General features: G+C 64.6%; 8 protein-coding genes. 6 read left to right on the top strand and 2 right to left on the bottom strand.

Annotated features, from left to right (window positions below; all coding sequences use genetic code 11):
- Positions 1–70: 70 nt before the first annotated feature.
- Complete coding sequence (locus tag ACDC67_RS10830) at positions 71–673, top strand: cytochrome b/b6 domain-containing protein (RefSeq protein WP_376693044.1); 603 nt, start codon at positions 71–73, stop codon at positions 671–673.
- A gap of 13 nt (positions 674–686) precedes the next feature.
- Here ACDC67_RS10830 and ACDC67_RS10825 read toward each other — a convergent pair whose 3' ends face one another.
- Together ACDC67_RS10825 and ACDC67_RS10820 are read right to left on the bottom strand one after the other, a co-directional pair.
- A complete protein-coding gene (locus ACDC67_RS10825; RefSeq protein ID WP_376693042.1) occupies positions 687–1,385 on the bottom strand; it encodes an SdpI family protein in 699 nt (232 codons plus the stop codon).
- Positions 1,386–1,391: 6 nt separating this feature from the next.
- A complete protein-coding gene (locus tag ACDC67_RS10820; RefSeq protein WP_376693041.1) occupies positions 1,392–1,670 on the bottom strand; it encodes an ArsR/SmtB family transcription factor in 279 nt (92 codons plus the stop codon).
- A 202-nt stretch (positions 1,671–1,872) separates the two neighbouring features.
- Between ACDC67_RS10820 and ACDC67_RS10815 the strand changes: the two genes are divergently transcribed.
- The 5 genes from ACDC67_RS10815 (at position 1,873) to ACDC67_RS10795 (ending at position 17,252) form a co-directional block, all read left to right on the top strand.
- A complete protein-coding gene (locus ACDC67_RS10815) occupies positions 1,873–2,529 on the top strand; it encodes a histidinol-phosphatase (RefSeq protein ID WP_376693040.1) in 657 nt (218 codons plus the stop codon).
- 356 nt (positions 2,530–2,885) lie between these two features.
- Entirely contained in the window at positions 2,886–6,800 is a 3,915-nt protein-coding gene (locus ACDC67_RS10810) for an Ig-like domain-containing protein (protein ID WP_376693038.1), read from the top strand.
- A 121-nt stretch (positions 6,801–6,921) separates the two neighbouring features.
- The gene (locus ACDC67_RS10805; RefSeq protein ID WP_376693036.1) at positions 6,922–10,863 is read left to right on the top strand and encodes an ATP-binding protein; all 3,942 of its coding nucleotides are present in this window, start codon (positions 6,922–6,924) and stop codon (positions 10,861–10,863) included.
- 206 nt (positions 10,864–11,069) lie between these two features.
- Positions 11,070–16,469: an Ig-like domain-containing protein gene (locus ACDC67_RS10800; RefSeq protein ID WP_376693034.1), complete on the top strand. Its 5,400-nt coding sequence runs from the start codon at positions 11,070–11,072 to the stop codon at positions 16,467–16,469.
- 96 nt (positions 16,470–16,565) lie between these two features.
- Complete coding sequence (locus tag ACDC67_RS10795) at positions 16,566–17,252, top strand: hypothetical protein (protein ID WP_376693032.1); 687 nt, start codon at positions 16,566–16,568, stop codon at positions 17,250–17,252.
- The last annotated feature ends 9 nt before the right edge of the window (positions 17,253–17,261 follow it).

The following is a 17,261-nucleotide window of genomic DNA, read 5'->3' as shown; positions in this document are numbered from 1 at the left end:
TCTAATGAATGCAGGGTGGGTACATGCTTGCCCCCAGTCAATTCTACGGATCATCGCCATGAGCCATCACATGAGCCATCAGGAAAACTCTTCGTCGACACGCGTCTGGGATCCGGCGGTTCGCATCGGCCACTGGTTGCTGGTGGTCGGCTTTTTCATCAACTACATCATGGAAGACGAGGTGATGACACTGCACGTGTGGATCGGCTACACGCTGCTGGCCATCGTGTTGCTTCGGGTGCTCTGGGGCTTCGTGGGTTCCGAGCACGCCCGCTTCGGGGATTTTGTCCGTTCGCCGGCGACGGTCTGGCAATACCTGGGCAATATGGTCCGCGGCAAGGCCAGGCACTACCGTGGCCACAATCCCGCCGGTGGCATCATGATCCTGCTGTTGCTCGCCTGCATGGGCGCGCTCGCTTTCAGCGGTCTCGTGCTCTACGCGCTGGAGGAACAGGCCGGACCGCTGGCCGGCTGGGTTGTCGAGGCGGGCGAGGGCGGTGCCCGGGCACTCTGGTCCGCTGACGAGCATTTCTGGGAAGAAGCCCACGAAGTGCTCGTCAACGTGATGCTCGGCCTCGTCGTCGTTCACGTCGTGGGCGTGGTGGTTGCCAGTCGTCTCCACAAGGAGAACCTGGTCCGCGCGATGATCACCGGACGCAAGCCTGACCGGTAGAAGTGCGACCTTTTCAGTCTTTCTTGCCCGTCTGCGCGCTGTATGTCTCTCGTCGAGGATCGGCTCGCCAGACGAAGTAGGACAGACCGACGGGAAGGAGGGCGGCGAACAGGATTGCCGCCAACATGATCATCCAGCCCGTGTCTTTGTCGGTCAGCCAGACGGCAGCCAGCGAGCCCAGGCCGGCGGCGATGAACAGGCGCGCGGCCCAGCGGTGGGTGACGTCCCAGCTGCGGTCGGACGACAGGGTCCAGGGGGTGCGGATGCCGGCGAACCAGTTGGGGCGCGCCTTGCTCAGGAAGTTGCCGATGACGATGATGAACAAGGCGACGAGGCTGGCGATGATCCGCGGCATCGTCGCGCTGCCGGCCTCGATCAGTCCGATTGCCGACAACGTGATCACGCCCTGGGCGATGGCAAGAACGACCAGCGTGCCGAGCCAGGCCGTCAGCCACAGCGCCGACGATTTTTCGAGGTTGCGACCGCGGGGATCGATGTAGGGCGCCACGACGAATATGAGCGTCAGGCCCAGCGCGAGGATGGGCATAAAGACGAAGGCTTCGAGCCGGCCGCCGGTGCGGTTGACTTCGCCGCCCGTGCCCCAGTGCACCGCGACCGCCTCGCCGGCCGGCACCATGAACCACCCGGCAGCACCGAGCGCGCCGATCAGGATGAGCAGCGGAATCGATCCGATCAGACCTTTGCGAATCATCGTGATTTACTCCTCTTGTCGTGGCTTGCCGGCACCGAACAGATCCATCAGACCGCTCAGCGCTTCCTCGGCCACCGAAACATTCAGCCGGTAGCGGATTGTCGTTCCGTCGCGTTCGGCGTGGATCAGGCCCGCGTCTTTCAGGGCGGCGAAATGACGTGACATCGTCGGTTTCGACACGGGAAAATCCGCTGCAAGGTCGCCCGCAGACACCGGCCCGTTCCTCAGCTTCCTGAGAACCGCGCGTCGAACGGGATGGGCCAGTGCCTGGTATACGTCGACCATGCCACCAAATTTACACTAGACGCTAATTAGCGTCAATGCTAAATTAAGGTATCAAGCTTGGGATGCTGGCCCAGTTTCAGGTCCACGGGTGCTTCGTCGGCGACCAAACTTAGCTGCCAGCCCTGCTGGATCCCCCCCTGCGGAGATTGGCCCGATCAAGGACAATAACGCGACCCTTTCGGCGCACCGGAGCAACCCAGCAATGAATCTGGCCCTTTTCGACCTCGACAACACCCTCCTGGACGGCGACAGCGACTACCTGTGGGGCGAGTTTCTGGTCGAGCTCGGGGTGGTCGACGGGGACTGGTATCGCTCGGAGAACGAGCGCTTCTATCAGGTTTACAAGGACGGCGAACTGGATATCAATGAGTTCCTCGGTTTTGCCTTGCAACCGCTCGCCGCGCATCCCCGGGCGCTGCTGGAAGAATGGCGTCATCGCTTTCTTGAAGAGAAGATCATGCCGCGCATCGGAGCCGAGGCCCTGCAATTGGTCGACCGGCATCGCAATGCAGGCGATCTGCCGGTCATCATCACCGCGACCAACCGCTTTATCACCGAACCCATTGCCCAGCTGTTCGGGGTCGATCGCCTGCTGGCCACCGAACTGGAACGCCAGGCTGGCGAATACACCGGCCGGGTGGCAGGCACGCCCTGCTTCCAGGAAGGCAAGTTGACCCGTCTGCGCGAATGGCTCGACCAGCCGGCCGACCAGCTCGCCGAGGCGACGTTCTATTCGGATTCGCGCAACGACCTACCGCTGCTGGAAGCCGTCGGCCGGGCGGTGGCGGTGAATCCGGACGATGTCCTGGCTGAAATCGCGCGCGAACGGGGCTGGCCGATCATGTCCCTGCGGGCCTGAAGCGAATCGCGGCCCGAATGAGCCACGCGAGCCGTATACGCTGCCGGATTCAGGGTTCGGTACGCAGTGCGGCCGACGGAACAGGCCAAGTAGCCATTGACCAAGCAGCTGAAACCAGGATGGTCGAACTGGCGCAAGGCCTGCAAACACTGAATCTCGCAACCAGCTCGCACGAATCGGCAACCACCGGGCATTTCCGCCGAAACCGCGCCATAGCAGACTGAAGCCTGGTGTCTCCCGGAACGGGAATCATGCGAATTCAGAATGCGAAAGTATGCTCGACAAACCTTGATACGCGCCCAGGCCATGTCCAATCGATTGCGGCGTTCGCCGCTGTCATGATTCTATGCGCGGTGATGCCCCTGCGGTCGTGGGCGGCCGACAACGAGGACCTTGAAACCCAGATCGGGGCGCTGATCGGCACGCACAATTTCGCCTTGCCGATCTCATTCGTGCCGGATCCCGTCGTCGGCATTCCGGCCGGGGTCGTGACGTTTGCCACCAACCTCAAGCTCAAGGACACCCGCGCGGTCTTCGTCACCCCCGGCGACCGGTCGGACTGGCCGAACACCGCTGACTCCTGCGCCTACGCCTTCGAGCTCCCGCAATCTGAAGACGAATTTTCCAACCTGCTGGGTTTCGTCGACCTCAAGAGCATCTCCGGTGACTGGGGTGTCCTCGACGACAACGGATCGGTTGAGGTCCAGCATGCCAACACCGGGGTCAACGTTTCGGTCAACAACGTCTACATCCTGCCCGGGCAGAGTTCAACGCAGACGGTTTCGCTACCCCCCGGCGTCCACCCTTTCGAGTGGCGGGCCGATACGCAGATTTCGGATGCTTTCGACATCATCATTCCGGCCGCGCTTCTGACCTACAACGCGATCAAGTACGGCGGCGCTCTGGCTAACCAGGGAGCATCCGCGGCGCAGCAGCTCACGCTCAAGGAAGCCGCCGAGGAAACCCTGAAGAACATCGCGCTAGCGACGGGGCTCGTCGCGACGTCGCAGCTGTTCGACACGCGCAACTCGGTCACTCATACCCGCAACCAGCAAGTTACGATCTACAAGGCCGTGGCACCGGAGATTGCCACGACCCAGTCGAACGTCGTGCTGGAAGCCACGGACTACGGTGGCGTTCGCTACGAGCGAGTAGCAGGCCAGCTGGCTCAGACGATCGATGCCTCCGACCCCTGCGGCATGCCGTTCTCCCTCGGCAATGATGCGCCGCTGCTGCTGGGCGTGGGGAGCAATGACATTACCTGGACGGTCTCCGACAGTGGCCCGCTGCCGGGCGGCGGAGGTAACAGCAATTCGCTCGTCCAGCAGGTCGTCGTCGAAGACACGCAAGCGCCCATCCTGGTGGCCCCACCCGGCCGCGTGATCGAGGTGCCGGTTGCCGATCCGGGTCTGGATGCTGCTTCCGTCATGCTCGGTGCGCCGCGCGTGGTCGACCTGGCCGACCCGGCGCCGCAGACCGACAACGACGGGCCGGCATTTTATCCCATCGACTCGCGCTCGCCGATCACCTGGACGGCGACCGACCAATCAGGAAATTTCAGCCAGGCCGATCAGCTCATCACGATCAAGGCGGCGGGCAGCAACACTGCGCCGGTGGTCGACAACGTCGTGGCCGATACGCTGACGTCCCAACCGGTCGATATCGTGCTGAGGGGCGAGGATCCCGATTTCCTCGACGGGCGATTCGATCCCTTGTCGTTCCGGATCAGTGAGCGGCCAGCCAACGGTGAGTTCGTCGCACCGCTATACCCGTTCTTCATTGAGGACTACCGGACCAGTCCGGGCGGCCCCTACGGACAGCCGTTACTGGACGCGGACAACCCCAATCAATGGCTCTACCAGAATGTCTGCCAGGTCCTGCCCGGACCGGACAACGACAAGATCGCACTCGACTGGGTGCATCGGCCGCAGTACGTCCACGTAACCGACGCGGGCATCTACGCCATGATCGACTTCTATTTCCGCTGTGGGCCGAGCAGCGTGAGCCGGAACAAGCGCCTGTCATTCTGGGACGCCGACGGGGAGTTCATCGAACAGGTCGACTACATTGGCAGCAACAACACCTTCGTCGTCGACCAGGACAGCTTCCTCTACACTCTCCGACGCAACGGCGGCGGGTCGAGCACCTCGCTGCTCATCGCCCAGAGCGACGACAGCGTCGATCCTGAAGAGTCGGCAAGCGGCGGCGACAGCTGGCGGATCACCGCCTCGTCGGCGAACAATCCCGAGCTGGGGCTATCCGATCCGATTCAGGCAGAATCGCTGTCCTACGCTCGGGTCGACACACGCGAGGGTTTGCTCTACGTCACCGACCGTCGACGCGTCTTCGTCTTCGACGTGCTCGAAGACCTGAGCGACGGCGTGCCGAACGACAACAACGACATGAACGATCAGTATCGCGGCGCCCTGAACGGTGGCGCTCAGTTCCTGTGCAACAGCGGCAATTGGGGCAACGACTGGACGGGTTTTGCGATGGATGTCGATCCCGACGGCAATCTCTACGTGGCCGACTCCTGCGCCGACCGCATCCACAAGTTCGGCCCCAGTACCCGCAATGCCCAGGGCGAAGTGATGCTGGGTGACTACGTGGGCTGGATGGGGCGCTGCGAGACGAGCACGAACAACGCCTGCGACGAGCAACGTCAGACCAGCAAGGGCTACAGCTGCACCGATGCCACCTGCAGCGTCGGCGCCGGCGGCTTCGCCGGCAGCGAGAACGGCCAGTTCTCCGAACTGGAATTCATCGCCCTCGATCCCAAAGGCGTGCTGTACGCCACCGACGACGGTGACCCGGACACCGGCGGGCGCGTTCAGCGCTTCGGCACCGACGGCAGCTTCGGCGGGGTGGCCCGCTCGACCGGCACCGGTATCAACCAGGGCGACCAGCCCGGCTTCGTGCTGGGCAACCTGGGCACGGTTCGCGCGGTCTCGGTCAACTCGACCCAGTTCTTTGTGGTCGACCAGAAGGAGTCGTTCGTGCACGTGTTCGAGACCTCGCCGCTGAAGGACATCACCGAAAGCTCGGTGACCGTCACCTATGTGTCCAACTTCGGCTTCCACAGCGATATCGACAGCTTCGAATTCATCGCCACCGACGGGCTGGCCGACAGCAACGTCGGCACCGTCTTCGTCAGTGTGTCGAGAAACTTTCGCCCGCCCCTGGCATTCAGCCAGTCGGTTGTTACGGCCGAAGACCAGGCCGTCGACATTACGCTCGAAGCCGAAGACCCGGACGGCATCATCGGGGTCGACTTCAATGGCCTCGACGAGCTCGGCTACCAGGTGGTCGAGCCGCCTGCACATGGCCAGGTCGAACTGATCGCCTCGGACAATGCGACGGCGACCGTGCGGTATACGCCCGAGCCCGACTACTTCGGGAGCGACCGCTTCACCTTCGTGGCGAACGACGGCGTCGATGATTCCGAACCCGCCGAGGTTGCAATCGAAGTGACCTACGTTGACGACCCGCCGCGGCTGACCAAACTGGAGGCGCCGCCGCGCGTGGGCCTGGGCTTTCCGGTCGCCATCAACGCCGAATTCGAAGACGACGGCGCGTCCGGCTATTCGGCGACCTTCCTGGCCGGCGACGGCAGCCCGATTCAGAACGAAGGCGGCATCGTGGAGGAGAACGACGAGGCGTATCTCGACGGCATTCTGCTTATCGAGCCGGTCCTTGGGCAGGGCGCGGGTCGGGCGGTGGCGCAGCACACCTACACCGGCGCCGGGCCGAAGACCATGACTTTCTGCGTGGCCGACCAGCTCGCGCGCGAGGACTGCGCCCAGCAAACGGTAACGCCCGAGCCCCTGGTCAGCCTGGGCGTGAGCCTGCCGGACGATCACGGTGACGATGCGCCGCCGCCGTTTGCCGCGGGTGAGGATTTCTTCATCGACGTCGCGGTCGGCAACCTCGTGCCCGAGGGTGCACCGGGCTTGTCGGCACAGTCGGTCTTCATGGAAGGCACCATCAGCGGCGCGCAGGTGACGTTCACCGGCGCGTCGGAGGGCGACTGCCAGATCGGCGCCGATGGGTTGAGCATGGACTGCGACTTCGGTGACTTCGTGGTGGGTGAAGAGCGAACGGTGCGACTGTTCTTCGCCAGCGACGGAACGGTGATCGACGACGGCACGGCGATCATTGATCTGAGTTTCACGACGGCCTCGCCGGCGGTCAACGAAGTCATGAACGTCAGTGCCGTTCGCCTGATCGATTCAGTCATCGGTATCTTCCGCGACCGTTTCGTGATCGATTGACCGCATGTGACGTAGCGCCCGCGAGAGCAGGACTCGCGGGCGCTGCGGCGGCCGGCGGCTTGAATGAGTTTCGGCCGGTTCGAAGGGTATACTGAAAATCTACTCGATCCGGAAGCGCCGCTTGAGGAAACGCGACCTGCTCGCTGCACTGGCTTTGCTGGCGGCATCCGGATGGGCACTGGCGCTTGAGCCCCCGCCCGGCAAGCCGCCCGTTCGCAACTACACCATGGCCGAATACGGTGGGCACCTGACCAACTGGGTGGTGCGCCAGGGACCGGACCAGCGCATCTACGTGGGCGGCGGCGACGGCCTGGTGATCTTCGACGGGGCCGGCTGGCAGGCCATCCGTTCGCGCCACCGCGGTCGCATCCGGGTCATGGAGATCGACAAGACCGGCCGCATCTGGGTCGGTTCGCCGGACGAATTCGGCTACTTCGCCGCCGGCGAAGACGGTGGTCTGGTCTACCACTCGCTCAGCGACCGCCTGCCCGAGAACCAGCGCAACTTCGGCGCGATCCGCGGCCTTCAGCTGATCGGCGATGCGGTTTACTTCCAGGCCCTCCGCTACCTGTTTCTATGGCGCGACGGCAAGCTGTCGGTCGTGCAGCCCGCCGAAACCGTGTTCCGGACCACTCTGGAGCACCGCGATCGCTTCCTGGTCGTCATCGGCGACCGGATCCATGACTACACCGAGTTTCCGGCGTCGGATGCAGTGCCGGAACCTGAGCCGGGCTGGCGGATGCCCGAGGGTCCGCGACTGAGCTTTCTCTCGTCCTGGCCGGACGGGCGCATCCTGATGGGCAGCGTCGACGACGGTCTGTTCTGGCTCTCGGATGCCGATCCGGAAGCACTCGATACCGGCTTCGATTTCCAGGACGCCTGGCTCTACCGGGCTATTCCCGCGCCCGACGGCGGCCTGCTCGTGGCCAGCCAGCAGGCGGGCCTGTTCCGCATCGGCCCGGACGGCCAAGCCGTCGAGCAGCTGACCCATCGCAACGGTCTGTCCGTCAACGGCATCTTCGACCTGACTGTCGATCACGAGCAGGGCGTGTGGCTGGCGCAGGGCGGAGCGATTGCCCGGGTCGACCTGTTCAGCGGCCGGCGAATCTACGACGCGGACTTCGGCCTGTCGACCACCAACGCGCTGCTTCCTTTCCAGGGCCGCTGGCTGCTCGGCGGTGACGCCGGCCTGAGCGTGCTGGCCGCCGACGGCGCCGACGCGAGCCGCCTCGAAACCTTCGATGCGCCGATCCTCGAGGTGTTCGACATCCTGCCCGACGGCGACGGCCTGCTCGTCGCCGGCTCCGAGGGCGTGCATCGCATGGTGCCCGACTTCGAAACGCTGAACCTGCGCGAGCACGAACGACTGATTACCGATACCTACAGCTACGGCATGACGCGATCACGCCTGCGCGACGCGGTGTATGCGGGGCTGGAATCCGGGCTCGGCGTCCTTTTGAGAAGCGACGACGGCTGGCGCGCGCTCGAGCGAATCGAGGGCGTCGAACACCGTGCGCACAGCATCGCCGAAGATGACGCCGGCCGCGTCTGGGTCGGCACGGTGGTCGGTGTTTACTACCGCCTGGTCTGGCAGGGCGACGAACTGGTCCTAGAAGCCGTGCTCGACGCCGACGACGGCGTTCCGGAGGGCTATGCCTGGGCGTTCAACCTGGGCGAGCGGATGGTGCTCGGGACCAGCCTGGGCGGCTACCGGCCGGTCGAGCCCGGCGCGACGCGGATCGAGCCGGACCCGGAATTCGGCAACGACGAACTGGGAGAGCCGCGCGGGGTGTACCGACTCTACGGCACGGATGATGGCCAGGTCGTCGCAGGCATCGGCCCCGGGGGCGCGCTGTGGCGTGGCCAGCTCGACGACGACGGTCGCTTCGACTGGCAGGACCGCTGGCTGACCGACCTGGAACCGGCGGTCAACTGGTTCATCGAAGAGCGCGGCGATCATCTCTGGATCGGCCGCCATCCCGGCCTGCTGCGGCTCGACTGGCCGCCGGTCTTGATCGAGCCCGCGCCGAGCGAGCTACAGGTGGTGCGAGCCGGTTTCCCCGATAACGGACAGTGGCTGCTTGCCGGGCCCAGAGCCGGGGGGCTGCTCGAGGCCTTACCGGCGAATTCCGGGTCGCTTCGCTTTGAATATGCGCTCGGCAGCTACACCGCCCCGGACCTGACCGAGTACCGGGTTCGCCTGGACGGCCTGGAGAACGATTGGTCGCGCTGGAGCGACGAGACCCGCCGGGACTACACCAACCTGCCGGGCGGCGACTACGCTTTTCGGGTGCAGGCACGCAGCGCCGCGGGTGTGGTGTCCGAATCGCCGCCGCTGTCCTTCGGCGTGCTTTCACCCTGGTACCTGACGCCGCTGGCCTGGGCGGCGTATGTTGCAATTGGATTGCTCTTGCTGACGCTGGCCGCGCGCTACGGCCAGCGGGCACGGGAACGTCACCTGCTGCTTCGGCAGAAAGAGCTGTCCGAGGAAGTCGCCAGTCGCACCGCCGAGGTGCGCGCCCAGGCCCGCGAAATCCGTCGTGAGAGCGACGCCCGCGCGCGCTTTTTCGCCAACGTCTCGCACGAGCTGCGCACGCCCCTGACGCTGACCCGCGCGCCGCTGCAGGAGCTGGCAAAGCAAGCCGGCGGGCAGCTGGACGAGGCTTCGAAGCAGTACCTGGATGTGGCGCTTCGCAACAGCGAGGCGATGCAGTCGCTGATCGGACAGATCCTGGACCTGCAGCGCCTGGAGGCCGGGCGCATGCCGCTGCGCCTGGCCCGGGTCGACCTGGCGGGTATCGTGCGCGGCGTCGTCGATCGATTCGCGCTTCAGGCCAAGCTGCGAGGAATCGAATTGATCACCGAGGGTGTCGAGCAAGCGCTCGTGATGGCCTGCGACCAGGCGCACGTCGACACCATGCTCGCCAACCTGCTGTCGAACGCGCTGAAATTCACGCCCGACGGCGGGCGGATCGTGATTCGCCTCGACGCCGGCCCCGATCGGATCGAACTGTCGGTGCGCGATAGTGGTCCCGGCGTGGATCCACGCGATCGCCAGGCCATCTTCGAGCGCTACCGCCAGGGAGAGCTCACCTCCGAGAGCAGCCCCGGCACCGGAATCGGCCTGGCGCTCGTGCGCGAACTGGCCGAGCTGCACGGCGGGTCGGCCCGCCTGGACGAGTCATGCGAACCGGGGGCTTGTTTCGTCCTCGCGATTCCGTCGAACCTCGAGCCCATCACCGCGGCGGACGAAACCGAACTCGCTGGCGAACCCGAGCCCGCGGATGAATCGTCCGCCGATACGCCCCCGCTCGACGCCGAAGACGTCCCCTGCGTACTGCTGGTCGACGATAACGCCGAACTGCGCGAGTTCCTGCGCCTGCGCCTGGGTCGCAGCTACCGTATTCTCGAGGCAGCCGACGGCGCCCAGGGCCTGGCGGCCGCGCGCGAGGCCCTGCCGGACGTGATCATCACCGACGGCTTGATGCCGGTGATGGACGGCCTGGCGATGACGCGCGAGATCAAGGCCGACCCCGAACTGGCTTTCGTGCCGGTGCTGATGCTCACCTCGCGCGCGGCCCCGGAGGACGCCGTGCGCGGACTCGAGGCCGGCGCCGACGACTACCTGGCCAAGCCCTTCGACAGCGCCGAGCTGGCCGCACGGGTGGCCGGCCTGATCGCCTCGCGTCGACGCCTGAAGGCGCGGCTCGAGGCGGGTGAGCGCTTGCCGGAAGAGCGCCCCGAATCCGCCTTCCTGGCGCAGGTCGACGGCGTGCTCGATGCCCATCTGGGTGAGCCCGGCTTCTCGATCCGCGACTGGGCGCAGCTGATGCATATGGACCGCACGACGCTCTACCGCCGACTCAAGAGCGAAACCGGCCAGTCGCCGGAGGAGTACCTGCGCGAGAAGCGCCTGCAGGCTGCCGAGCGGCTCCTGGCCAGGCGCGCGGGCAACGTCGCCGAGGTGGCCGACGCGGTCGGTTTCGCCAGCGTTTCGCATTTCTCGCGCCGCTTTCGGGTGCGCTTCGACTGCACGCCGGCCGCCTGGGCGCGGAAAAGCTGACTTGCAACCAGCGGGCAAACGGTCCGCAACACCCACCCATTCCGATCCGGAACGATCTCGCAAATACTTGAGGGGAGGCCTACAGGACAAGGGAGCGGGGTATGCACAAACGGATCGAAGGGCTGCTGGCTAGCTTGCTTTTGCTGATGGTAGCCGTCGAAGGGATGGCTGCCGTACGGGTTCTGCCGCCTGAAGCACGTTCATTGATGGGCGCGGTCAATCTGGCCGAAACAGCGGCGCGGGGGGCGCAAGACAGCCCGATTTCGGCATTCGATCTGCGGCGGCTCGAATTCGACCGCGGACAGCTCTGGCTGGCGTCGGTCGAGCCGATCGTGCTCCAGCTTCAGCAGCCGAAAAACCAGGTCGGCCTTCAAGTGGGCGAGCTGCATGACGCGATCGTGTTGGTGACGCTTCACCGCGGCGACCATCTTGTGGGGCGCCAGCTTTTCGCCGATCGGGCCCTACCCGGCAGTCGCCTGGCGGTGGTGCGCGACGGCTGGATGGGGGTCGAGTCCGACCAGGCTTTCGACCGCGTCGAATTGAGCAGGATCGAAGGCGCCGGGCCGGCGGTGGACATCGAATCGTTGTCGCTGTCGACTGACGCTGGCGCGCGCGGCGCAGGCGGCGAGCTGGCCTGCATCCTTCCGCTTGGCGCGGCCTACAACGTTGCGTTTGGGTATTCGATCACACCGGCGCCGGGGGCTTACGCGGCAGCCTGGGCGGCCTATTCCGCCAATATGGCGTTGAAGTTCTGCAAGCCGAGTTTGATCGCACCGAATGACATCGAGCGCCAGGTTCCGCCAGGCCAGTGCGAAGTCGAGATCGAGCAGCCGCATATGGCCTTCGCCTACTCGGACGCGCTCGGCATTCCCATCGCCACCCAGAGCGACTGGGGAGAGCTGGGCACGCCGCAAATGCTCCACCACAACACCGATGTCGACGTGATGCTGCTGGCCGGCAATCCCTGGCCGCCGACGGCGAAGTCCACCGAACTGGATTTTCTGCTGACCAGTGCGTCGTTTGATGCCAGCGACAAGATATGGGAAAGCTGTCGCGACGACGGCAGCGTGCGATACAGCCAGTTCGAGGGCTCCGGTCCGCAGTACGAATGTCCCTACGTTGAGGATCGGACGCTGTCGTTCTCGGTCGGCTACAACACCGTGATGTGGCGGGCCAACCCCCGCCTCAATCCGGTGGATCTGGTGATCCCGTTTCCGGGTCTTCCATCCGGCGCGAAGCTCCAACCCTATTCGGGCATACTCCTCGAAATCTGGTGGGAAACGTGGTTCGCTGTGCTGGGTACGCAGATCAGCGGCTGGCGACTGCCCAACGCGCAGTTCGATTTCCAGGAAGTGACCGTGTTCGACGATGTCGCGCCGACCATCACGCCCATGCCCGGCAGTGAAGGCAACGCCATCGCCACGCTGGTGGGTGATGTGTTGCACGTGACCATCGAAGCCGACGAGGTGGGCGGGGTGTCGCGCCGTCGTTACGAGAACATCCTGCGCTCATTCCTCGAGGTGAGTGATGCCTGCAACCGTCCGACCACGCTGAACATCGACTTTCCGTCCGAGGCCCTGCACAGCTTCTGGCCGGTCAGCACCGATACCGACGACAATGCCTTCTTCGCGACCTGGACCGCACGCGATCCGGGCCCGAATCAGGCCGGCGATCCGAACGAGACATTCGCCAGCATGCGGATTGAAGTGCTGGACCGCCAGCCGCCGTCGCTGGTGCCGCCGCCGGACATCGTCGAGATCGATATCCAGCAAGTCAGCGACCTGGGCCAGGCGGCTGTGTTCGACCTGGTCGATCTGAGTCCCGAGGTCAGCAACAGTGCAGAGCTACCGCTGGGCCCGGGGTTGCACGAGGTGGTCTGGACGGCGGTAGATTCCGCCGGCAACAGCAGCCAAGCTATCCAGATCGTCAACATCAAGGCTAGCAATGTTCCGCCGGTGGCGCTGGCCCAGACTGGCGCTGGTCGGCCTGATGCGATCTCGTTCGAGCCCACGCCGATTCGCCTGCGCGGCAGTGACGCCGACGGCGATCCGCTGCGCTTCAAGATCGAGTCACAGCCCGAAAACGGCTTCTTCGTCGCGCCCCTGTATCCGTACTTCATCGAGGATTTCCGCATCGAGCAGACGGCCAGCGACGCCGAGCTCGAGGCCCTCTGCCTCCCTGACCCAACCGGCCGCTACGAGCTCGACTTCCCCTCCGACCCCACCTTCTTCTCGGCCAACGATCGGGGTGACACCTTCGTGGCCGACTTTGGTGTGGTCGAATGCCGGCCCCCGCCGACGGTCTTCCTGCGCCAGAAACGCCTGGCGCGCTTCAACCCGGATGGGAGCCGGGGTCCCACCTACACGAACCTGGGCTCCGCCGAGTTCACTGACGTGAGATTCGACTTCAACAGCGGCCTGGTCGTTACCACGCAGACCCTCCCGGCAAGCTCGAACAGCAACGGCCTGATCCAGATCTACGACACCGATCTCGAGTATCAGAAGGGCTTCAACCTGGGCTACATCGAGGACACGAGCGGCAACTGCATCCCCTTCTCCGTTGATGGCTGCCTTATCCGTAACCCGCGGAGCACCGTGGTCGACGCCCTCGGCCTGATCTATGTGATGGGTCGCACGGGCCGGATCTTCGCCCTGGAAGAGCATTGGAATCCCAGCAACCCCGGCGCCCGGTTCGTCGACTACCTCAGTCATGACGTCGATAACGACCCCGCGACCTGGCTGGCGACCGGCCCGCTGGCCCTGGACGCGGACGGCTTCGTCTACGCCGCGCGCGGGGATCGAATCTACAAGTACGAGCCGTCGCGACAGGTTAGCCCTTCACGGGTGATTCCCGGCGACCTGGTCGGCTGGCTGGGCCGCTGCGACAGCGACCTGGCGCCGGGCGATCAGGCGGTCTGCGATGTCGGCAACCGCCGCTCCCTGGGCTTTTCCTGCACGGACGAAATCTGTGGCGTGGACAATGCGTTCAATGCCGAAGAGACTGCGTTCTGTGATGAGGGTGCGGTCATCGACCCCAGAAGCGGCTGTCGCCCCGGGCAGTTCCGTGGCACGCCGCAGGGCCTGGATATTGCGCCGGACGGCACGATCTACGTGGCCGATTCGGGCAACAATCGCATCCAGCGCTTTACGCCCGACGGCTTCTTCGCCGGCCAGGCCAAGTCCACCGGTGCCGGCTCGGGCTTCGTCGTCGGTGATTTCGGGAGCCCGCAGAACGTCTCGGTCAATTCCAGCCGCTTCTATATCCTTGACCCGCAAACCAACCTGCTGCATATCTCGCTGCTGACCCCGTTTGTCGAGATCGGTGACGACTACGCTGATCTTGTCTACCAGTCCAACAATCAATTCGCCTGCGAAAACAGCGCCGACTGCATCGATGCGTTCTCGTTCCGGGTCAGCGACGGCGTGCGCGATCCGGCGACCGGCCAGCCGGAAGTCAGCGCCCCGGCCGAAGTTGAAGTCGAAGTCAGTCGTAATTTCCGCGAGCCCTTCGCCACGCCCGGCATCGGCGCGATGGTGGTCGAAGACGTGCCCGAGGCGATCACCCTCGACGGCAGCGATCCCGATCCGCTCGACACACTCGTGTTCGAGGTGGTCGATTCGCCGACGCACGGCGCTGTCTCGATCAGCGGTAACCAGGCGACCTACACGCCGGATGCCGACTACTGGGGTCCCGACGCCTTCAGCTTCAGCGTCAGCGACGGGATCGACACTTCGTCGCCCGAGGTTGTCACGCTCGAAGTCGCCGAGGTCAACGACGCACCGATCATCGACCTGCCCGAAGAGGCGCTGGACGCCGGTACGGGCTATCGCTTCGAACTTGAACTGAGCTTTTCCGACCCGGACCCCGACGAACTGCATACCGTGGAGGTCGACTGGGACGATGGCACGGTCGAATCGGAAGGTGAGTTCGACGCTGACGGCCAGCCGACCGGACCGATTCTGGGCCACGGCGGAACCGACTCGGGGCGGATCACCGCCGACCATATTTTTCTGAGTAGCGGCACGAAGAACGTCGAAGTCTGCATCACCGACCGCATGCAGCTCGACGGCAACGACGACAAAGTACCTACGCCGGGCCTGTCGCTCGAGACCTGCGAGACGATAGCCGTCGCGGTGACTGACGCCGTCGACCTGCAGCTGACGGCCGAACCTTCCACGGATGTGGCCCTGCCGGACAGTTTCGTGAGCTATGTCTTCGACATCGAGAACCTGGCCCCCCAGGCCGGTTCGGGCGTGACGGCGACCGGCGTGGCATTTTCGATACGTCTTTCGCGCGGCTTCGATCCGGGCAGTGTCACCACACCGCCGGGCTGCACGCGCAATGGCTACCGGCTAGACTGCACGATCGGTTCCTTGGCTCCCGGGCAGTCCCATGACTTGAACGTGACCGCGCAAGTGGACGGTGAGACCGAATCGGGCTATCTGCTGGTCACCGAAGCCGAGGCCATGCTCGATCAGCAACCGCTTCGGTCGGAGATGTCGCTGCTCCTGACCACGCCGGTCACGCGCCCGGCCGACTACCAGGTCGGTGCGACGGGCGACGCGCTCAGGGACGAGCCGGACGCCAACCCGGGCGACGGCCAGTGCGCCACGGGTGACGGCGTGTGCACGCTGCGCGCGGCGATCGAGGAGGCGGCCGAGGCCGCCACACCCAAAGTGATCGCGCTGGCCAACGGCCTGTATCTGCTGGATGACACACTGGAGATCAGCAGCGATGTCACGCTGATCGGTAACGGCCCCGACCAGACCCGGATACACGGCGCACGTCTGGTCACCCGCCCCGGAGCCGACACCCTGCGCATCGAAAATCTCACCCTCAGTGGTGGCGGCATGACCGTGGGGCCGGACTCGCTGACCATTCGCCGGGTGCGCTTCACCGACAACGAACAAGACTTCTCCTTCGGCGGCGCGATCCAGACCACTGGCTCGGTGCTGGATATCCGCGATAGCACCTTCGACAACAATCGTGCCGTCGACGGCGGCAGTTTGATGTGCTTTGACTGCAGCGGCGTGATCGAAAACGTGACCGTCACCGGTGGCAGTGGCGGCGGGCTGACCTTTGCCAACTCGGGCCAGGTGGCCTTGAAGCACCTGACCATCGTCGGCACCAGCGGCGGTGCGGGTTGGAGCTTGCCGAACGGGGGGGCGCTCCACGTCTACAACGACATGGATGTCACCATCTCCAACTCGGTGGTGGCCGGCAACTACTCGACCGGAACCGCGAACAACTGCGCGGTGGCCAGCACTGCCAGTCTGACTTCCCTGGGCAACAACGCCTTCGGCGACCTGACCGGCTGTGACATCAGCCCGCTGGCCAGCGACCTGAGCATCACCAACGCACGCCTGCGACCACTGGCCGCCGGCCTCGACGGACTGCCGGTCAGATTGCCGAAAGCCGACAGCCCGCTCATCGACGCTTTCGACGACGCCAGCTGCCTGGCCACCGATGCCCGCGGCCTGTCCCGTCCCAGAGATGGCAATGACAACGGCATCGCGCACTGCGATATCGGCGCGGTCGAGCGTCGGGCCGACCGACTGTTCTCGGATCGATTTCTCTCGGGTTCCGACCCGATTTCGAGGCAATAGTCGTGGCGGTTCTCGCTTCCTCCGTTTCAGTGCAACGTTCGACGCATGGATGGATTAGTGCCACAATCAGAGCTCATCAATACCTGAAGGCTTCTTATGTCTCCTTTTTCATTCTCGCCGGGCATGGCAACAGCTATTGCATTCGGATTGGTGACGCTTCTCGCCGCTTGCGGGTCGGAGTCCACTGCTGACAAGACCTCCGACGCGAGCGGCGCGAGTGCGCAGACGGAACAAGGGCCAGAGGCCGATGGCGGTCCGGGGACCGAAGCACATTCGCCCGGAGGCGGTGGACTCGACACGCTCCACGCTGATTCATTGCACGACGGTGTGGAGACCGCTGCCCCCCGAACCGCTTACATCACCATTGACGGTGAGCGTCTTGATTTCACGGAGCTTGAATGCGACGTGACTGAGCTCGATGGCGGTTCCGCCGTGAAGTTCGCAGTTGAAGGTGCGACTTCCTATGGTGTCACCAAGCTGTCAGTGTTGCGGGGCATCGGCTGGGACGTGGGGTTCGAATACGAAGAGGAGTTGATCCAGGTGACACACGTGGAAGACAGCGGTGATGGCAACAGTTTCGTCGACTGGAATAGTTCCAGCAACTTTTCGATGGCGCAGAACTCCGGTGATGAGGATGGTGGGATCAAATGGCGCCGTGGTAGCGGCCCGGACCCGATGATCAGGATGGTCGGCTCTGACGTGACCGCGACCGGCACGCTCAGTGGGATGCGCGATGCCTACGGCTCTGAATACGCTTTTGAGATGGCCGCCAACTGCGATTAGGGAAGCTCT

Source organism: Wenzhouxiangella indolica (genome assembly GCF_042310355.1).
Taxonomy (GTDB): Bacteria; Pseudomonadota; Gammaproteobacteria; order Xanthomonadales; family Wenzhouxiangellaceae; genus Wenzhouxiangella.
The sequence above is the reverse complement of the archived record's forward strand: the minus strand, read 5'-3'. Positions and strand labels throughout refer to the sequence as shown.